This is a genomic window from Enterococcus sp. AZ196 (assembly GCF_050498845.1).
GTDB lineage: Bacteria > Bacillota > Bacilli > Lactobacillales > Enterococcaceae > Enterococcus_A > Enterococcus_A murrayae.
In genome coordinates, this window is sequence record NZ_JBIPAM010000001.1 from 2,031,596 (window position 1) to 2,046,768 (window position 15,173).

Annotated in this window: 17 protein-coding genes; 2 read left to right on the forward strand and 15 right to left on the reverse strand. The window is 35.2% G+C overall.

Annotated features, from left to right (window positions below):
• Positions 1-156 precede the first annotated feature (156 nt).
• From IGI67_RS09750 to IGI67_RS09790, 9 genes are all read right to left on the reverse strand, one after another.
• On the reverse strand, positions 157-2,556 hold the full coding sequence (locus tag IGI67_RS09750; protein ID WP_429957572.1) for a restriction endonuclease: 2,400 nt from the start codon (positions 2,554-2,556) through the stop codon (positions 157-159).
• 165 nt (positions 2,557-2,721) lie between these two features.
• Complete coding sequence (locus IGI67_RS09755; RefSeq protein ID WP_429957573.1) at positions 2,722-2,985, reverse strand: transposase; 264 nt, start codon at positions 2,983-2,985, stop codon at positions 2,722-2,724.
• A gap of 147 nt (positions 2,986-3,132) precedes the next feature.
• Entirely contained in the window at positions 3,133-3,333 is a 201-nt protein-coding gene (locus IGI67_RS09760) for a transposase (RefSeq protein WP_429958628.1), read from the reverse strand.
• Positions 3,236-3,589: a hypothetical protein gene (locus IGI67_RS09765; RefSeq protein WP_429958668.1), complete on the reverse strand. Its 354-nt coding sequence runs from the start codon at positions 3,587-3,589 to the stop codon at positions 3,236-3,238. Before IGI67_RS09765 ends, IGI67_RS09760 begins: the two co-directional genes overlap by 98 nt.
• 460 nt (positions 3,590-4,049) lie before the next feature.
• A complete protein-coding gene (locus IGI67_RS09770; RefSeq protein ID WP_429957574.1) occupies positions 4,050-4,718 on the reverse strand; it encodes a Fic family protein in 669 nt (222 codons plus the stop codon).
• Between the two features lie 81 nt (positions 4,719-4,799).
• Positions 4,800-4,991, reverse strand: coding sequence for a hypothetical protein (locus IGI67_RS09775; protein ID WP_429957575.1), 192 nt, complete (start codon positions 4,989-4,991; stop codon positions 4,800-4,802).
• A gap of 29 nt (positions 4,992-5,020) precedes the next feature.
• The gene (locus tag IGI67_RS09780; RefSeq protein WP_429957576.1) at positions 5,021-5,635 is read right to left on the reverse strand and encodes a zinc ribbon domain-containing protein; all 615 of its coding nucleotides are present in this window, start codon (positions 5,633-5,635) and stop codon (positions 5,021-5,023) included.
• A gap of 59 nt (positions 5,636-5,694) precedes the next feature.
• Positions 5,695-5,997, reverse strand: coding sequence for a DUF960 family protein (locus IGI67_RS09785; RefSeq protein WP_429957577.1), 303 nt, complete (start codon positions 5,995-5,997; stop codon positions 5,695-5,697).
• A gap of 208 nt (positions 5,998-6,205) precedes the next feature.
• Entirely contained in the window at positions 6,206-6,688 is a 483-nt protein-coding gene (locus IGI67_RS09790; protein ID WP_429957578.1) for an N-acetyltransferase family protein, read from the reverse strand.
• A 701-nt stretch (positions 6,689-7,389) separates the two neighbouring features.
• Here IGI67_RS09790 and IGI67_RS09795 point away from each other — a divergent pair.
• On the forward strand, positions 7,390-8,055 hold the full coding sequence (locus IGI67_RS09795) for a CPBP family intramembrane glutamic endopeptidase (protein WP_429957579.1): 666 nt from the start codon (positions 7,390-7,392) through the stop codon (positions 8,053-8,055).
• A gap of 784 nt (positions 8,056-8,839) precedes the next feature.
• Here IGI67_RS09795 and IGI67_RS09800 read toward each other — a convergent pair.
• The 4 genes from IGI67_RS09800 to rlmH all read right to left on the reverse strand — a co-directional run bounded on the left by IGI67_RS09800 (position 8,840) and on the right by rlmH (position 12,129).
• A complete protein-coding gene (locus IGI67_RS09800) occupies positions 8,840-9,676 on the reverse strand; it encodes an LPXTG cell wall anchor domain-containing protein (protein ID WP_429957580.1) in 837 nt (278 codons plus the stop codon).
• A 350-nt stretch (positions 9,677-10,026) separates the two neighbouring features.
• On the reverse strand, positions 10,027-10,887 hold the full coding sequence (locus IGI67_RS09805) for a helix-turn-helix domain-containing protein (RefSeq protein WP_429957581.1): 861 nt from the start codon (positions 10,885-10,887) through the stop codon (positions 10,027-10,029).
• Between the two features lie 247 nt (positions 10,888-11,134).
• The gene (locus tag IGI67_RS09810) at positions 11,135-11,521 is read right to left on the reverse strand and encodes a hypothetical protein (RefSeq protein ID WP_429957582.1); all 387 of its coding nucleotides are present in this window, start codon (positions 11,519-11,521) and stop codon (positions 11,135-11,137) included.
• Between the two features lie 128 nt (positions 11,522-11,649).
• On the reverse strand, positions 11,650-12,129 hold the full coding sequence (gene rlmH, locus IGI67_RS09815) for a 23S rRNA (pseudouridine(1915)-N(3))-methyltransferase RlmH (protein WP_429957583.1): 480 nt from the start codon (positions 12,127-12,129) through the stop codon (positions 11,650-11,652).
• A 446-nt stretch (positions 12,130-12,575) separates the two neighbouring features.
• On the opposite strand from rlmH, the gene IGI67_RS09820 reads away from it, so the two are divergent.
• On the forward strand, positions 12,576-13,877 hold the full coding sequence (locus tag IGI67_RS09820; protein ID WP_207108624.1) for a S1C family serine protease: 1,302 nt from the start codon (positions 12,576-12,578) through the stop codon (positions 13,875-13,877).
• 116 nt (positions 13,878-13,993) lie between these two features.
• On the opposite strand, the gene ytpR is transcribed toward IGI67_RS09820, so the two are convergent.
• Positions 13,994-14,605, reverse strand: coding sequence for a YtpR family tRNA-binding protein (gene ytpR / locus IGI67_RS09825; RefSeq protein ID WP_429957584.1), 612 nt, complete (start codon positions 14,603-14,605; stop codon positions 13,994-13,996).
• 109 nt (positions 14,606-14,714) lie between these two features.
• Entirely contained in the window at positions 14,715-15,170 is a 456-nt protein-coding gene (locus tag IGI67_RS09830; protein WP_207108622.1) for a universal stress protein, read from the reverse strand.
• Positions 15,171-15,173: the final 3 nt, after the last annotated feature.

Sequence of the window (15,173 nt, forward strand, 5' to 3'; positions counted from 1 at the left end):
TATTTCTTTCTCGATTGTTCATTTGTACACTCTAATTCAGTAATAATAAATTCATAAAATGAATAGAAATCTGCTATTAAAATTTCTCTTTAGTTAACCATTTATTCTGAAAACGAATCCAATGTGCTTGGATCAGTTACCTCATTGAGCACATTGTTATATATCTCGTATAGGACGTTGAAAAATTGAATCAACTTTACTCATTGAATAAGAAGTATCAGATTTCATCTTTGCTCTTTCTATAACCCATTGATCATCATCATAATCTACATCATTAGCATCAATATGCATATTTAAAATATCATCGCCTGAAACATTTACAATATCACAGTCGTCAATTACCATTTCAATTTTCTGTAAATCAATAAATTCTAGGTCACTCAAATTGGATAAAACCATTTCATACAAGTATGCTTTAATTTTCTCATGGGCATCATTTTCAATTCCATTAGTATCAAACTCAAACTCTCCCTCAGCATAGACATCAGTATTGTTGTTAATAATTTCATCTATTTCCATACTATCTATAATTTCTAGCATTTGAAGATCGTCTACATAATCCTGAGTACAATCTTCTGCCGCCTCTTGAAAAATTTTGACATAGTCCTTTATGTTTCCTAAATTTAAAAGTATCTTATCATGCAATTTTTTCCACAGAAACTGTATTATTGTGTTTAACTCATCTAATGGAAATTTTTTCAGGAAGTTTTTGGTCAATTGTGGACTAGAGAATACTTGATCCAAATCATAAAACGTGTAGAATTCATGACTACTTAATATTTCGATGAAAAAGTTGGTCGACAATCGCGGCGAGACATATTTTGAATCTATATTAGATACTTCAGGATAAATCATAAAATTATGAACATGCTCTTGATATGTCTTTTCAGTGAAACCTACATAACAACAATAATATCCGATAATAAAACTTTTCTCTCTAGAATTGCTAAATGATAAGTTTAATATTTCTTTGCTTTCGATTCTTTTAGAAATTTCCCGACTCAATTCATTTTGATCTGGAAAACATCGGAATAACTGATCAAAGAAAACAATTGATTTTCTTATCTCCTTTAATTCAAGTAAGTTAGAATAGAAGACTTGATTTATATAATCGTTAACCGAAGGATTTATCACCGTAATCAACTTTTCTCCGTTGCTTTCAACAATTGTGATAAGTGAGCCATTCAATCTACGAATGGCGTTCTCAAAATTTTTTGCACTAGTGTCTATACCATTAATAAGTGATATTCTGCTTTCAAAAGCTGCCTTTAATAAATTATTCTCAACAAACGTATCGGTTAAGGAAAATAATATAAACATAAAGTGACGATCTAAAAAATCATGCCTTTTTTCGAATTCTTCTTCCCAAATACTGTCAGGAAAATTTAGTTTTTCAACTATTTTCGAAAAATACTGGTTAGGATCGAACTCCAAATAGAAAGATTTTCTCGTGATATACTCGATAATTCGAGGTGTATAATTTTTATGTCTTATAAGTTTAAGATAACGATAATCCAGTCTAATATTTTCGAAATATTCGCTTGGTAATTTGCATGCGTAAAAATGATTATATAAAATTCGAGCCTTATCCAGTTCACTCAACTCATCCATATTAATCAAATACTTCTTTATCACTTTTTGATCATTTATCTTATCAAAATCAACCGAGCGAATTCTTGCTTCATTCAATATTGTCAACCTAGAATTGAGAATAAGTAATTTATTCGGATGCATTTGAACATATTGAATAAGAGCCACGAGCTCACTTTCAATGGAATTTTTCATATTAAAATAGTATTGTCCCAAACAGTCATTCAATAAGATGATTTCTTTTAGATCAGGATCAGCACTAAGCGATCGCTTTATGTCTGACAAATCTCCATTCGTCGTGTATCTCGCTCTGTATCCCTCGCTAACCTTTTTTAAAAGAATCATTTTTGATGTAATAGTTTTTCCAACACCAGGAGCTCCTACCAACATGATAATCCTATTTCGTTCAAGAAAACCTAGACTTTTCTCAAATGCCTCGGTCTGTACATAAATATCTTTTTCATACTCAATAGTTGCAAAAAGAGACTCACAATCAATAAACAAATTTCTATTAAACATCTCTGAGAGAATATTTGATGATTGCAACCACAATTTAAAATGCTTGTTTACAATATCTTGATTTTTTCCCTGCTGTAGAAATGATTCTATTTCTCTTAAAGTAACGATATTTTTAGTTGAATCCATGTAATCCTTAAACATTTCAAAAATCTGAAGAATATTTCCTTCAGTCAATTCCTTACTGATACAAAGATAGTATTGTTTAGGATTACTTATTCTAACCTTCTCTATCTCATTTTTTAAAGATGATTTTAACGTGGGAAACGTGCTTTTACTATAGTGCTTTACTTGTACTACAATATTTCGTAACTCTGGCTTATCACTTAAATCTACTCCGCCGTCTCGACCTCTCGAATAAGATCTAAGTTCAACATCCAATAAGCGCTCCATTATATCTTTACAAAGTTCTTCAAACTCAACATCATTTAAACTCAAATAATTTAGCATAAGTCTTCTCCAATTATTGTTAGCCTTTTCATTTATTTCATTATACATTAAAAATAAATTAACAAATGAAAACCTTGAGCTTCCCTATCTTGTTAATCCCAAACTAGACGTGTCTGAAAACTTATTACAGAGTTAGTTTGAAGATGACCACTACATAAACAAACGCTAAAATGAGTTTGCCAAATTGTCATATCGTGTAGCGACACGACGGAAGTGTTTGATTTTGTTGAAGAAACACTCCACTAGATGGCGTTCTTTGTACAAGCACCAATCGACTTTCCATGGCTTTTTGGCATTTTCTCTAGGTGGAATTGTATAGGTCCCACCTTGGGAAGAAATCCACTCACGAATTGGCTCTGATCCATACGCCTTATCTCCTAAAATATTGCTTCCTGCAACTTCAATTTGTTCTAACAATTGGATTATCATGCGTTTGGCCTCCAGTCAAAAGAAAGGTCAATGGATTTCCTAAGCCATCTACCAATGTATGGATTTTCGTTGTCCTGCCGCCACGACTCTTTCCAATATGCTGGTTCATTTTGCTCAATTTGGCGTTTTTTTAGCCACTGCACTGTGTTAATGAGCTTTCATTGATGTAGAGTCGATGCTAATATTTTCAAAATCTGGTTCCACTTGAAGAACTTGAAAGATTGCTATTAATAAACCATTCTCTCTCCAATTACAAAAGCGGGTGTAGATAGTTTTCCAAGACCCGTATCGGTATTCTGGTAAATCGCGCCAGGCGGCACCGATGCAAGCAATCCAAAGAATTATAATCGTTAATCGCATCTGAGTCTAATTGATATTTTGAATAAAACTTTCCTAAAAATAGAAGAGGTTTCCGTATTAAAAATATTAAATGAATTAATCTCATCATCCAAGAATTTGATTCAATCATTTGCCTAATATTAAATACCTCAATAATATCCTCCAACGTCATATTTGACTCAAGATCAATATGATTAATGTATTTAAGAATTTCCTCTTGATTTTTATTTGCATACCCATTTCCATAATACTTCATACGCTCCACTATGCTCACTTCCACCAGATTAATTGATTCTCTACTAATTCGTCCTATATTTAATGACAACCGATCTCACAATATAATACATATTGTCCCCAAAAAATATTTATCATTAACAACAATATACATGAATCGATAACAGTTCACATATATACTTAAAAATTATCCGACTTCCTATGCATTGAAAGATTTTAACAGGAACAATGATTGGCTGAAACAAACTAGAATTGGGTATAATTCTGATATTCTTGCTGCTTTGAAAGGTTTTAACATTAATTATAATGATGATAACACCCAACTTAATGAGTAACATGAGAGTTCTTATGAATCGATTTTTTTTCATTCAATTGTTACGCCCCTCCGTAACGATTACCCTAGCTATTCAAAATATCTAATGCTTAGTTATGCCTAAGATAACAATGAATGTTAAAAAAGCTGTACCCATCATCTAGGTACAGCTTTCCTATTAAAACTCAGTGATACGTTCACGTTCAAAATCCAGTGACTCACTGAATAAGTTCGCAAGGGATTTAATATTCTGATCCCCTAGATATTCCATGTATTGCCCACGCCATTCTTTTCGGGTAACAACAGGCACTCCTAAATATTTCATACTCAGATACATCAAGACCATTCGTCCTGTCCGCCCATTTCCATCAGAGAAAGGATGAATTCGCTCAAACTGAATATGTGTGTCTGCTAGCACTTCTAAAATTTGTCGTTCGTCAACCTCTAAATCCAATCGGTAGTTTGTGTTGTCAACCCACTGATTCATTAAAAATGGTGTCTCCATCGGTGTAGCCGTTTTGAATTCTGCCCCACGTATCGCATTTTGCTGTATTTTAAATTGACCTTTGTCGTGTTGTAAACGATCTGTTAGTAATGAATGGATTTGTTTAATTTCTTCTATATTTAGGGGCTGGTTCCCATCTAACAGTTCAATTAAATAGTCAAATGCTTGCTTATGATTTTCAATTTCATAAAATTCACGAATACTCTTGCTATTACTGGGGAGGGTTCCTTCTAAAATTATTGATACAGTCTGTGGTAAACTAATCGTATTTCCTTCTATCCCACTGGAATGATAGGCCATTCGGACCAGTACATCCTCTAGATAATCTTGAGAAATATCCATGTCTTTTTTCTCCTCTTCAGTGCTTATGTCCTACCATTATACAATAAATTAACGATTCAAAACACTTGCCAAATTTTCCGACTATATTACTATTCGATAGGGTGTTTTGGTTACAAAAGAAGCCGCATCTTTGTCAGATACGACTTCTTGGTATAGTTCATTCAGTTGACCAACTATCTTTTGATCAAACTTCATATAGATTTTGATATCATTCTCAGTCTTTTTATCAAATAAGATTTTATCAATGAAGATTCGGTAAATCTCCTTAACCACTTTTTTCTTGCTATGGTCTAGCAACCGATCTAATGAAGCAATAATTTGTTGAACATTTTCAACTTCGATTTTTGATCCTTGTGATACAAGATACTTAAAATTTCATTTTCTCGTTGTGTATGCAACGAGATTTTAGAAGTGAGCTCATTAATGCGATCAATGAGATTATCATGTAAATCAGGACTGTCCTCCAAGGCTAGTTGCAATCGTTCGAGCTTAGGAGCTAAGTCTAATTTTTCAAAAGCGATAACCGCAAGCTCTTGTTCCAGTGGAGCAACTTGTTCTTGTAATTCCTGATTCATGTCCTTTACCAAAGAGTCAAGTATCTCTGGTACTTGAACGATTTCTTTTAGTCGTGCTGCAACAAACTCTTCAGCGTACTCCTTTCGAATTGAATTGGCGTGACAGCCTTTCTTTGCACCTTTTTTTAGAAATTCTGAACAAGAGTAATAATGAAGAACCCTCTTTTTCATTGGTACTTCCCCTGTCTCTGGATCAATTTCAATTTCTGCATCCTCATCTATAATCATGTTTGTTACATTATTGGCTGCCATCGGTGCACCACACTCTGGGCAACGCAGCAATCCTGTAAGTACGTTTTCGCCAGAAAGATTCCACCTTGGTCGATTCTTCTCAGAAACCAAACGAGCTTGAACAGCTTGATAAGTAACTTCATCAATGATCGGTTCATGTTCACCCTTAACTAAAATAGGATTAGTATTCTTCCCTTTTCTTCGTTTAACTTCTTCACTTGAAAATTTGTTAAATCCTTAGTGATTCGACATTCATGGTAATCAATAAAGAACGGTTTCTCCTGACGATGGATAATCGTGAGAGTTCCTCGATGATCATCACGATTGAACTCGAATATTTGTAGATAATCCATTTGATTCTCTGATTGCTTTCCTTTTTCATCAATTAACTGCCAACAACGTAGCTGTATTTCTTTTGGCACTTGCTCATTCACACCTCTAGTGACATAACGATTTTCTTTGGTATTGAACATTGCTTATTCCTCCTAAACACAAAAATGACCCAATCATCCGGTCAGATGATTGGGCCTCATAGGAATAATATATATTTGTAACTTCGATTGCTTCAAAGATATTTATGTAGAAATAGTGACTTAATTCATACTTGTTCTTTTAGTCAATATGATTTATGACCAAGGTGTATTAGGTTATGATGCATTCAGAACAAGTGCTTCAAGATCCTCAGCTCGTAGATTCTTGCCCAGCAAGTTTCTCTAATTCCTTTCCCGATACACGCAAAACAATCCAATCATCTTGCTGCTTTGCTCCTATATGTTCATAGAAGTCTAGACTTGACGTATTGTTTTTCAGACACCACCATTGAAGGCGTTGACCACCTATTTCAACAGCAATTTGAGCTAATTTTTTGATCAACGCTTTGCCGGCACCACTCCCACGATAAGAAGGACGAACATATAAGTCTTCTAGATATACTCCACCACGTCCGATAAAAGTCGAATAATTGATAAAATATAAAGCAAAGCCAATTACTTCCGACTTATCCTTCGCCAGTATAACTTGAGCTTGGTGTTGTACAAATAGTGATTCAGTTAAATCCTCTTCTGTTGCTGTCACTTCATCTAACAGACCTTCATATTCGGCTAATTCCTTAATCATTTTTAAGATGACTGAAACTTCGCCTTGTTTAGCTGCTACAATTTCCAATGCGTTTCTCCCTCACATATCTATAATTAAGTGTTCCATGATAGAACCAGTGTTCTAATCATACGACAAGTGAATCATACTGCCAAATTTGAGCACTTAATAACGCATCAATATAAGTGCCACACAAGGGGACTTTTAAAGTTAATATGATACTGTTTTTATAGAGCGAGCACAGCTGCCAAAATCTCAGAGTAAGATTTTGATGACCGTTTTCATATCATCAAAGACACTTTGGGCTACTATAAGATGCTTCCGATCTTTGTCTTATACAAAATGTTCTTATCCATTTTGATGGTATTTAAATCTAAAAATAGGTCCTACATATACGACCTATTGTATAAAATAACTTCAAATCCATATACTAAGAAAAAGTAGAAAGATCTCCACCTGTTACACCTTTTGTTAAATATCCTAGTATGCGTTCATTTGTTAAACATATTAAATAGAAAAGCGAGGTCTTCTGCATGAATAAAGGAAGAAAAAACTGTTAGAGTATTATTCTAATCGATTCATTGAAGCTTTAAGTACGCTACAATTTATGCCTTATTTTTACCAGCGAGTAAAAATAAGAGTAGAAAGAACCATTTCTGGTAGCAATTCAAAATACGACGATTGACTTCAGAAGATACCATACGAATAAAAAAAGATATCTGTTCAAAAATATAAAGATATAGAAATTGCTCACTAAAGGAGAACAAAAAATGAAAACATTTAGTAAACAACTACCTAATAAAAATCCTAATCTAAAAAAAGTAATCATCGCATCTCTTATTAACGTATTTGGCTTTCTTTTTCTAACTAATTTCACCAAAATAACGAATATTCCGTATGTCTCTTTTTTTGGACTTCTCACTTTTGGATTAGTTGCATTTTATTTGGCTTTTGGATTAGATAGCATAAAAATACTTTTCCAAAGACCAAAACACCCAATTCGGAATATTCTGATTTACTTAACTCTGGCACTGATAATTGGGTTTGCTACATCTTTAGTATTGAAAGCCTTGATCCCAACTTTACAGGGGAACCCTGAAAATGGACGTCCCATATGGTTTTACTTTTTAATTATGCCTTTTGCCTTGCTCGGGGAAGAAGTCTTCTCTCTATTTTGGTATGAACTAGCATCTATCAAGTTTAGCCCTCTATTGTCGAGCCTTATTAGTGCTACTATTTTTGGATTGATGCATTTTTCAACCTATTTCGATGGATCAGCAATAACGACTCTAGTTCATGTATTATTGCTACAATCCGTCAGTCGTATAATATTCAACCGAGCCTATCAAAAATCAGGATCTATATGGTGTAGTTTTGGTGTTCACTATATCTTAGACTTAATCCTGTTCATGTTCCCCATTTTATTCCAACGATAATTAGGATTTTCTAAAAAGAAGAATCTTTAATGACGCTGAATTATTTGTCTGTTGATTACCTTACTTTTCCCCTTGTTACCAAAATAAGTTTCAAGTGATTAGTAATTCAAAGCCGTGAATATCTTAAACACCAAGAAAAAAACTTACTAAATACAGTGATATGCTCTCTAGAAAGTAGAAAAGGAAAAAATCCAAATCTACTTTATAGGGAGTTTTGTATGTCTAAAAGAAGGATACATTCTGTAGAAGAAAAATACTATATAATCTTATATTATAGAGATTCTTAAAGGGTCAAAACATGACTAAGTTTGCAAAAAAAGGTGAATTTCACGTTACTCCACTGGAGGAACGATAGTCTCAATAACCCCAAAACATTGACTAAAAAGTACAAAACCACCTGTCCAGAGCCTATAGAGATTCATCGCCAATAATCTAAACTACACATAAACATTTTAAAGGATATGTTGTTTCTTACTACCAGGTCTATTCTTAAGTAAGGAAATACCAGCAACACGGAGAAGATGTACTAAAAGACAACCGTATACAAAGTTCTTAACAAAAGAAGAACAGTTGAAATTACCCATTGCGATTTTCTCCACCCTTCCACTATCAATAAAGTATTATGCTTTAGTTTCTTTTTGCTGCATATTGCCCCACTCTCCTCGAAATAGAAAAAAGCCCTGAGAATACAAATGTATTCCCAGAGCAGGCTTACCAAATAGTTACACCCTGTATTCAGATCGATAATGAAGTACTACCGATATCGTTTCTATTAAAACTATATTTACGAATGGACCTTTCTTCTCTTAATTACTACTAATACGTGAATACCTATCAGAATCATTCCCAGGATTGATAATAATTTATTCATACTATTTTCACTTCCAGTTTTTGGTAATAGAGCGGCAGAACTATTCAGTTGATTATCTTTATTTGAATTTAACCCATTTAGCGATGTTAAAGTAGCCGCTTTTTGATAGCTTGCAGGTCTGTCATTCGTCTCAGTATCTATGCTGTCTTTGGGAATCTGTTGCTCCGTTGTTCCTACGTTTAGTGTGTTTAGTGGTTCAGGGACTGGCTCTGGTATCGAATTTGTTGATTTCGGTGGCTCCATTTTTCCTACCTTTGGTGTTGTTTGTGCCTCTGGGTCAGGATCTGGTATCGAATTTGTTGATTTCAGTGGCTCCATTTTTCCTACCTTTGGTGTTGTTAGTACCTCTGGGTCAGACTCTGGTATCGGATCTGTTGATTTTGGTGGCTCCATTTTTCCTACCTTTGGTGTTGTTTGTGCCTCTGGGTCAGACTCTGGTATCGGATCTGTTGATTTCGGTGGCTCCGTTGTTCCTACCTTTGGTGTTGTTTGTGGTTCAGCAGTTGGAGTAAATTGCGGTATATTTGTTGGTATCTCATCAGGAGTCAGAATAAACTTACCGGCTTCGCTATACCAAAATTCTCCATCAGCGTGAAACACATGACCTTGGTCTGTTATCGCAACATGCATATCGTTATATTTCACATGTTCACCAGCTAATGTATCCGCATATGCTGGGATTGTGTATGTGACAGCTAGTCCTAATACTATCAGTGGTTTATATAAATTTAGTATACTTTTTTTCTTCATCTGAATAACTCAGCCTTCCATAATTTTATATTCGATTTTTTGATACTTTTTTCCTTTTTGTTCAACTGAATATTTCTCGTTTTTTGATTCTCCTTCACAATAATATTTGTATTGACAACAGCCTCATCGGGACCGAGTGTGTCTAGCGCTCAGCCAAACATTGCCGTTTTTTTAATCTTTCATATTGGTAAGGAGAAAACTTCTTTATTATTGAATCTTTTTCATTATCAAAAGGCTATTCTTTTCTCTGAAATACAGTATATGCAATATCTCTTAACATACAAAAAAAGTCCTATAAATAGGACTTAAGGAATCTTACTAACGAATATAATATAGGGCTAATATAATTTTTATTCGTTATGAAGCAAATAACTTAGTTCTGTAGCGATCGCTTTTTGACCAAGTGAACTAATAAGATCCAGATATTTTTGAGCCTTTAGTTTGCTTTCAAAAGAGCCTCCCTTTTTCAGCTCTATAATATTGGAAAAAAAATCTGCTACTACACGATGAAAAAATTCTTTGTACTCCGAACTTAACATTTTTAATTGAACTGTTAAAACTTCAGCGTAATCGAGATAATCATTTTTGATTGCTTGGACAATTAAATTTAAAAGCATTGCGCAAAATATTTCACGACCTTTATCATATTCAATGTACAGCGTTAAGGATTTTGATAAATTTTTAAACAGGGGAAGGTGCTTCTCGAAATTTAAGAATTCAATTGTATTCCCAAATAGTTGTACTTCCTGTAATGTCCATGTCTCAATTTCCATTAAATAATCTTGAATCAAATCTCTATCCTCTTTTAAAATCACATCTGGTCGAAAAGAACCTGTTGAAAGAATACTGTCTATCATGTTAATCCGACACCTTACTTCAGCCTGCCTGACTTTACTTACAATATCGTTGTGACTACTCAATTCCTCTAAAAGAAGTTTGAGATTACCTAAGTCATGAGAATTTGAATATTTTGAAAGACGATAAATATAATCAGCATAAGGATTTAGTAGATAACCTCGATTTATAAATAGAAACTCATCAATATCCATAGATAAACGATCTAACACTTCAATTAACAGCAGTGATGAAAGACTGTGTCTTCCTTTTTCAAATTCAATGGCATATGATTTTGAAATAATCCCTGTATATATTTCTTTTTGAGAAAAACCTTTTTTCATTCTAAGTTCACGTACTTTAACACCAAACTCCATAGGACACCTCCTAATAAAAGTAACTTATGTTTTTACCTGAAAAATCCGTATTCAGTAAAATTACATTTACAAGAATCAATTTTTCATTGGCTTCATACTTTATAATATATAATATATCATTCTTACTGACTTAGTCTTACTAAATACACACAGCTAAAAAACCGACAAAATCTTGATCTGAGATTTTGTCGGCTACCTTATATCATTTGAGTTATTTTAGGTTCGGGCTCAATTATTCGATATTACTTTATTCACACTTCTCTAGTCGCTCAATAGCCTTTTCGCCAAGATGCCAGTTCATATAACTATTTATGTCTTGAATCGAATCAATCACTCTACCCCTATGCTCACTGCAATTTTCCAATAATCCCAACAGGATTGGTTTAACAATGTGCTTTTCTAATTTACCTTTTGTACGAGCAGTATAAGCAAATCCTAATGCACTATTTGCTCGAACTCGCTCATCAGAAAGGTTTGATAACTCAACACATATATTTTGTGCTGTTTTCCAATCCGCATGGTATTCTCCAACTGAAAACGGCAATATCATTAGCTCCTCTATGCTCCCTAACTGCAAAATTCTTTTAATTTCCTTGTCATCGACTACTGGCAAAGGTTGGTAAACTCTTTTCATGTTTGAACTACCTCCTCTTCTAGACTCTACCCCTAAATTTCTTTACGGATCAACGATCACACCCGTATCATTTAGTCCTGCATTTTCTCCCGAAAAGCCTATGATATCAATACAAATCAGTAAATTGATTACTTGTGATAAGGCTCATTTTGATTGATCCGAAATGCTCGATAGATTTGTTCCACTAAAATCAGGCGCATCAATTGATGTGGATATGTCATTTTGCCGAAGGAGATTTGTGCGTTGCTGCGGTTTAGAACCTGATCGCTAAGACCGAGTGAGCCGCCAATGACAAAAACAAACCGGCTTTTCCCGCTGATTTGCAGCTTCTCTAATGTAGCGGCGAAGTCTTCGCTGCTGGGATTTTTTCCATTGATTGCAAGAGCAAAGACGTATTCGCCATCCTTGATCTTGGCGAGGATGCGGTCGCCTTCTTTCTCTTTGACTTGGATCATTTCAGCATCGCTTAGTTTTTCGGGTGCCTTCTCGTCGGGTACCTCGACTAATGTGATCTTGCAATATTTTGATAAACGCTTCGTATATTCACTGATTCCTTGGACAAGATACTTTTCTTTTAGTTTTCCTACAGAAATAATTTTGATATTCATGTTTTTCCACCTTTTTTATTTTTAAGAGTTACTTTTCTTCTTTAAATAGTCGTCATCTTATTTTTAACTAAAGGTTTTCCACTGGTTAAAAATGGAAGAAATCGATATGCGGGCTTTTTTCCACGAAGTTATGCACACTAATCACAGGTTTATCCACAGATCAAGGAGGCATTATTCCCTTTTTACAGGTATTCTTACATACAAACATATGTTTTCCACCGAGTTATCCACTTTATCCACATTTGTGTGGATAAAAAACTTCAAACAATTAACAAACTTTTTCCTTAGTTTTCCACTAGCGATGTGGAAAACCAGCTTTTTTATCATTTATCTACATTTTCCTCCGAAACTTTTTCATAAAAAAGTCAAATCGCTGTAGTAGACTTAGCTTATACAAAAATACTATACTCAATATAACTTAATTTATAGTAGAGGTGGAGGAAAATATGATAAGAAAAGATATTACCCCAACACCCAAAAAGTCACCTGGTTTTTTTAGACGGTTTGGGATTAGTTTATTAGGCGGTGTGCTCGGTGCCGTTTTAACATTTGGAATTTTTTATGTAGCGAATGGTTCGCTGCTTTCCCCAAATAACCAAAATGCGAGTGGTTCGCCAAGTGCCGGCAATACAAAAGTCAGCAATATGAAGGTTGATGTGAATTCTGATATTACCGAAGCGGCCAGCAAAGTACAAGATGCAGTCGTTTCTGTTATCAACTTGCAGAAACAGCAATCACAAAGCGGCTTAGGCGGCTTCTCTGATATTTTCGGCAATGGAAATGACGACCAGCAATCGCAGGATGATAATGGTCAGCTTGAGGAAGCTTCAGAAGGTTCTGGGGTTATTTACAAGCTTGAAGGCAAAACAGCCTATATCGTAACAAATAATCACGTTGTGGAAAAACAAGATGGGCTCGAAGTACTATTAAAAGACGGCTCGAAAGTTAAAGCAACCTTGGTTGGAACAGATCCTTATACTGACTTGGCTGTTTTAAAAGTGGAATCTGATAAAGTAGCCAACATCAAACCAGCTACCTTTGGTGATTCCAGCAGCTTGAAGGTTGGTGAACCAGCGATTGCATTAGGTTCTCCGCTAGGTTCTCAATATGCAAACTCTGTTACTTCTGGAATCATCTCTTCCTTGAACCGCCAAGTAGTCAACCAAAATGATGAAGGCCAAACGGTCAACATCAATGCGATTCAAACAGATGCTGCGATTAACCCAGGTAACTCTGGCGGTCCGCTAGTTAATATGGCTGGACAGGTAGTTGGAATCAACTCAAGTAAGATTGTTCAAACAGAATCAAATGTCAGCGTTGAAGGTATTGGTTTTGCTATTCCAAGTAACGATGTTGTAAATGTTATCAATCAACTAGAAAAAGATGGAAAAGTCATTCGTCCAGCGCTAGGTATCACGATGGCTAATCTTTCTGATCTGTCAACGGAACAAGTTAGTGAGATTGTTAAGGTGCCAAGCTCTGTTACTCAAGGTGTCGTTATCGGCAGTGTCCAATCGTCTACCCCAGCTGATCAAGCGGGCTTGAAAAAATATGATGTAATTACAAAAATTGATGATACAGACGTTTCGTCAGGTGTCGAATTGCAATCTGAATTGTATAAACACAAAGTTGGCGATACTGTGAAAATTACTTACTATCGTCAAGACAAGAAAAATACTGTTTCAGTTAAATTGAGCATTGATGCAAATTCATTGAAATCAAACTCACAACAGAAAAGTAACCAATAGGAACAATGGGAAGAGCTGCTGAAGAATCACTTCAGCAGCTCTTCTATTTATCTGTCTATAAATAAAAAAAAGCGCCACTTTAAAAATCCATCTGGATGTTAAAGTGATGCTTCTTTCTATTTGCCAACTTGAAATTTTTCGCCAACCTTAGCATCTTCATCTAAAACTAAGATGCCTTTTTTCTCAGGTGCATTAGGCAAGTGCAGCTCTTTCGCTGAACAAATCATCCCAAAGCTTTCTACACCACGCAAGCTGCCCGGCCAAATCATCATACCGTCTGGCATCATAGCACCTGGTTTGGCTACAACGACCTTTTGTCCAGCCTCAATATTCGGCGCGCCGCAAACGATTTGCAATGTTTCACCGCCATCAATCTCTGTTTCTGTGATATGCAGGTGGTCTGAATCCGGGTGATCTACACACGTTTTTACATAGCCCACTACAAATTTTGGTGAGATATCCGCAACTAAGCGTTCTTCAAATCCAGCCAGCTTTAATTGCTCATTCAATACTTCAATCTCTGTTTCTGTCAGCTCTACTTGACCATTGCCGTGAAGCGCTAGATAGTCAGAAACATTGAAAAAGTTCCAGGCTACTGTTGTACCATCAGTCGTTTGGATACGTGCAACGGCACCTTTTCTTTCAGTCTTGTTTTCTTTGTTTTCATCGTTTTTGACGATTACCATTAATGTATCGCCAACATTTTGTTTATTATACGCAAAAATCACGTTTTTACCTCCAGTCGTCGTCCTCTCGTATCTTAACAAATCTAATGGGACTTTTGCATGAGATTTTTTTCATCTTTTTTCTCAAATAAAAAGCTGGTCAAGCCAGCTTTTATTCGGCACTTGGATGAACGATCAAAACATCACACAACGCTTCCTTGATCACATAGCTGGCAACACTGCCAGTCATAAAGCGTTCAACCGCGTTTAATCCAGATTGTCCGACCATCACTAAATCAATGTCGTATTTTTCAGGCAAGGTTTTTGCCATAGCTTCTTTCGCTGAGCCATAAGCGATGATTCCTTCGATCTTTGTATAACCAAAATCTTTTCCAATTGCCTTGCACTGATTGATCAGCTCTTTGGCGTCTGCGGCTAGCTGATCCATGATGTTTTCGTTCAATGGTGAATAACTCATGAACGTATAGATTTGATGATCGATCACATTTGCGACATAAACGGTACCTTGATTTCGTTTAGCGACGGCTAATGCTTTTTTGAATGCTTCCATCGCTTGATCGCTGCCATCGATTCCCACTAAGATATTTTGATATGATTGTGTGAACATAAG

Bases quoted from the DNA above. Each gene is read 5' to 3' on its own strand.
- IGI67_RS09750 (WP_429957572.1), bottom strand. From the start codon at position 2,556: ATGCTAAATTATTTGAGTTTAAATGATGTTGAGTTTGAAGAACTTTGT.
- IGI67_RS09755 (WP_429957573.1), bottom strand. From the start codon at position 2,985: ATGATAATCCAATTGTTAGAACAAATTGAAGTTGCAGGAAGCAATATT.
- IGI67_RS09770 (WP_429957574.1), bottom strand. From the start codon at position 4,718: ATGGATATTTCTCAAGATTATCTAGAGGATGTACTGGTCCGAATGGCC.
- IGI67_RS09785 (WP_429957577.1), bottom strand. From the start codon at position 5,997: ATGTTCAATACCAAAGAAAATCGTTATGTCACTAGAGGTGTGAATGAG.
- IGI67_RS09795 (WP_429957579.1), top strand. From the start codon at position 7,390: ATGAAAACATTTAGTAAACAACTACCTAATAAAAATCCTAATCTAAAA.
- IGI67_RS09800 (WP_429957580.1), bottom strand. From the start codon at position 9,676: ATGAAGAAAAAAAGTATACTAAATTTATATAAACCACTGATAGTATTA.
- IGI67_RS09805 (WP_429957581.1), bottom strand. From the start codon at position 10,887: ATGGAGTTTGGTGTTAAAGTACGTGAACTTAGAATGAAAAAAGGTTTT.
- IGI67_RS09810 (WP_429957582.1), bottom strand. From the start codon at position 11,521: ATGAAAAGAGTTTACCAACCTTTGCCAGTAGTCGATGACAAGGAAATT.
- rlmH (WP_429957583.1), bottom strand. From the start codon at position 12,129: ATGAATATCAAAATTATTTCTGTAGGAAAACTAAAAGAAAAGTATCTT.
- IGI67_RS09820 (WP_207108624.1), top strand. From the start codon at position 12,576: ATGATAAGAAAAGATATTACCCCAACACCCAAAAAGTCACCTGGTTTT.
- IGI67_RS09830 (WP_207108622.1), bottom strand. From the start codon at position 15,170: ATGTTCACACAATCATATCAAAATATCTTAGTGGGAATCGATGGCAGC.